Source organism: Hamadaea sp., from assembly GCF_013362815.1.
Classification (GTDB): Bacteria; Actinomycetota; Actinomycetes; order Mycobacteriales; family Micromonosporaceae; genus Hamadaea.
In genome coordinates this window covers 1-2858 of record NZ_JABFVK010000103.1, presented here as the reverse complement: position 1 = coordinate 2858, position 2858 = coordinate 1, and the positions used below count along the sequence as shown (strand labels likewise).

The 2858-nt window shown below is 70.3% G+C and carries 3 protein-coding genes and 2 pseudogenes; 4 read left to right on the top strand and 1 reads right to left on the bottom strand.

Going from position 1 to position 2858, the window contains the following annotated elements:
- Together HOV77_RS32590 and HOV77_RS32585 are read left to right on the top strand one after the other, a co-directional pair.
- Positions 1–243: pseudogene (locus HOV77_RS32590) on the top strand (D-alanine--(R)-lactate ligase); the annotation flags it as partial.
- On the top strand, positions 227–982 hold the full coding sequence (locus tag HOV77_RS32585) for a M15 family metallopeptidase (protein WP_290869547.1): 756 nt from the start codon (positions 227–229) through the stop codon (positions 980–982). The pseudogene HOV77_RS32590 and the gene HOV77_RS32585, both read left to right, overlap by 17 nt.
- 138 nt (positions 983–1120) lie before the next feature.
- Here the strand turns inward: HOV77_RS32585 and HOV77_RS32580 are convergent, their stop codons facing one another.
- On the bottom strand, positions 1121–1303 hold the full coding sequence (locus HOV77_RS32580; RefSeq protein WP_290869544.1) for a DUF2188 domain-containing protein: 183 nt from the start codon (positions 1301–1303) through the stop codon (positions 1121–1123).
- 164 nt (positions 1304–1467) lie between these two features.
- On the opposite strand from HOV77_RS32580, the gene HOV77_RS32575 reads away from it, so the two are divergent.
- Together HOV77_RS32575 and HOV77_RS32570 are read left to right on the top strand one after the other, a co-directional pair.
- Positions 1468–2430, top strand: coding sequence for a hypothetical protein (locus HOV77_RS32575; protein WP_290869541.1), 963 nt, complete (start codon positions 1468–1470; stop codon positions 2428–2430).
- Positions 2423–2858, top strand: a pseudogene (locus HOV77_RS32570) (hypothetical protein); the annotation flags it as partial. The gene HOV77_RS32575 and the pseudogene HOV77_RS32570, both read left to right, overlap by 8 nt.

Here is a 2858-nt window from a genome sequence, read left to right as displayed (position 1 = left end):
TCGTTGCAGGCGCTGGCCGTCCGGGCGTTCCGGGCGCTCGACTGCCGAGGCCTGCTGCGGGTCGACTTCTTCCTCCCGGCCGACGGCACCGGTCCGGTGATCAACGAGGTCAACACCTTCCCGGGGTTCACCGCCGCTTCCCAGTACCCGCAGATCTGGGCCGTCGCCGGGATCGCCTTCCCGCAGCTGCTCGACATCCTCATCAGCACCGCCTTGGGAGCCACCCGTGATTCTCTTGTCTGACCGTCGCGTACGCGAACTGCCGGTGGCCGACAACGGCGAGGCGCTCGTCGACGTGCGTACCGTGGACGGGCTGCGGGTCGATCATCGGCTCGCCGATCCCTTAGGCGCTTATGCGCTGCTCCGGGAGGGCGTGATCGACCGGCTCCTCACCGCCCAGCGCCGGCTGCCGGACGGCGTGCGACTGCTGATCGTCGAGGGCTACCGGCCGCTGTCGTTGCAGGCGGCCTACTTCGGCGAGTACGCCGGCAAACTGCGCCAGGCGCATCCGGAGTGGGACGCCGAGCGCGTACACGTCGAGGCCAGCAAGTACATCTCGCCACCCGAGGTGGCCCCGCACAGCACGGGCGGCACTGTCGATCTGACGCTGTGCGCCGAAGACGGCACCGAACTCGACCTCGGTACGCCGATCAACGCGACGCCGCTGGAAAGCGCCGACCGCTGCTTCACCGCCGCGACGGACATCCCGTCGGCGGCCCGCTCGGCCCGGTCGACCCTCGGCACCGCGCTGACCAGCGTCGGAATGATCAACTATCCGACCGAGTGGTGGCACTGGTCGTTCGGCGACCGCTACTGGGCGCTGCAATCCGGGGCCGGGCGCACCTGCTACGGCCCGGTCGACCTCGCCGCCGCTTTGACGCCTTCCTCGGCGCTTTCTTTGGCGCCTTCTTTGGCGCTTTCTTTGGCGCTGGATCAGGGTTCCGGGTCGAATCATGGGGCAAGATCCGACCCGGAACCCTGATCCAGCGCGCCCGTCGGCGCGCGTGTCAGACCCAGCGCCAGCAGATCGGCGATGGCGGCTGCGGCCTGCGCGGGCCAGGTCGGGTCATAATCGGCGACGACAATCCGGGGCACGCCGTGATCGTGCCACTTTTCCTCGTCAGGCGTGGCCGGGGTCGGGCCGGTCCTGGATGTGCAGGCTGCTCGGCTTCTCGCCCCGCGCGGCCAGCCGACCGGCGGCGACGGCGTCGTCGCGGGTCTCGTGCCGGGAGACCATCTCGCCGTCCCGGCGGACCTGCCAGCACTCACCGTCCGGCACTACGCGGTACTCGGTGTGGTTCATCGTCGGACCATCCGTTCGCTGTCGTCTGTCCAGTGTGCTGCGACAGAGACGCGGGCGAGGGTTGCCCCACGCCGGATGTACCCATTTCGGGGTAGGCCGAACCACTGCTGATCCGCCGCGGGCGTTCGCCGGAAACCGTCCGACCTCGTGGCTAGACTCGGCCGATGGCCGTGCTGCCGTGGCTCTTGCGCTCCGCTGAATCAGACTCCGATCCCGCCCTTCGCTGGCAGGTCCTGCGCGATCTCACCGACACGCCGCCCGAGATCGTCGCGGCCGAGCGCGCCCGGATCGCGTACGCGGGCTGGGGTGCGCGGCTGCTCGACGAGCAGGGCGCCGACGGCCAGTGGGACGGGGGCGCGTGCTTCCCCGGCGGTTGGTGGTCCGAGAAGCACTCCAAGGAGGAGGGCCAGCCGTGGACCCCCACGCTGCCGACCCTGCAACTGCTCGTCGACTTCGGGATCGATCCGGCGGCCGAGCGCGTACGCCGCGCCGTCGACCTGGTACGCGCGAACAGCCGCTGGGAGTATGACGACCGGCCGTTCTTCTCCGGCGAGGTGGACTGCTGCATCAACGGCCGTACGGTCGTCATCGGTGTCTACTTCGGACAAGACGTCGACGGCATCGTGAGCAGGCTACTGGCGGACCAGCTCGCCGACGGCGGCTGGAACTGCTACGCGCTGGAGACAGGCTCGGTTCGTTCCTCGTTCGCCTCGACGATAAACGTGCTGGAAGGACTGCTCGCCTACGAACGGGCGACCGGCGCTTCACCCGAGGTACGCGAGGCGCGTCGCCGAGGCGAGGAGTACCTCCTCGAACGGCGGCTGCTCCGGCGCTTGAGCACCGGCGAGATAGTCGACCCGAGCTGGCTGCAGTTCTCGTTTCCCGTCCGGTGGAAATACGACGCGCTGCGGGCCTTGGAGTACTTCCGGACGGTCGGCGGAGCGCCCGATGCGCGCTTGGCGGAGGCGCTCGACCTCGTCCGGTCGAAGCAGCAGCCGGACGGCACCTGGCTGCTGGAGCGTACGCACCCCGGCCGGGTCTACTTCGGGCTGGAGGAGGGCGACGGCCGCCCGAGCCGGTGGAACACGCTGCGCGCGACCCGGGTTCTGCGGTGGGCCGATGCCTGATCGCAGCGGTCCCAGCGGTGTCGTCGAGCGAACCTTCCAGATCACCGGAGCGACCGGGCCGGTGCTCGGCGTCGCCTGGCTCCCAGCGAAGGAGCCCAAGGCGGCCGAGCCCAAGGCGGCCGAGCCTGAGACGGCCGGGTCGGAGGCGGCTCGGCTTGTTCTGCTCGGCCATGGCGGCAGCGGCCACAAGCGCAGCCCCCGGAACGTCGAGCTGGGGACGTGGTTCGCGGCGAACGGCCTGGCTGCCGCGGCGATCGACGGGCCGTACCACGGCGACCGCGTGCGGGCTCCGATTCCGGCGAAGGAGTATCAGGAGCGCATGGTCGCCGAGGGCGTCGACGCGGTGCTGGACCGGATGACGGCCGATTGGCTGGCCGTCGTCCGGATGCTCGGCGCGGAGCGGGTCGCGTACGTCGGGCTCTCCCTCG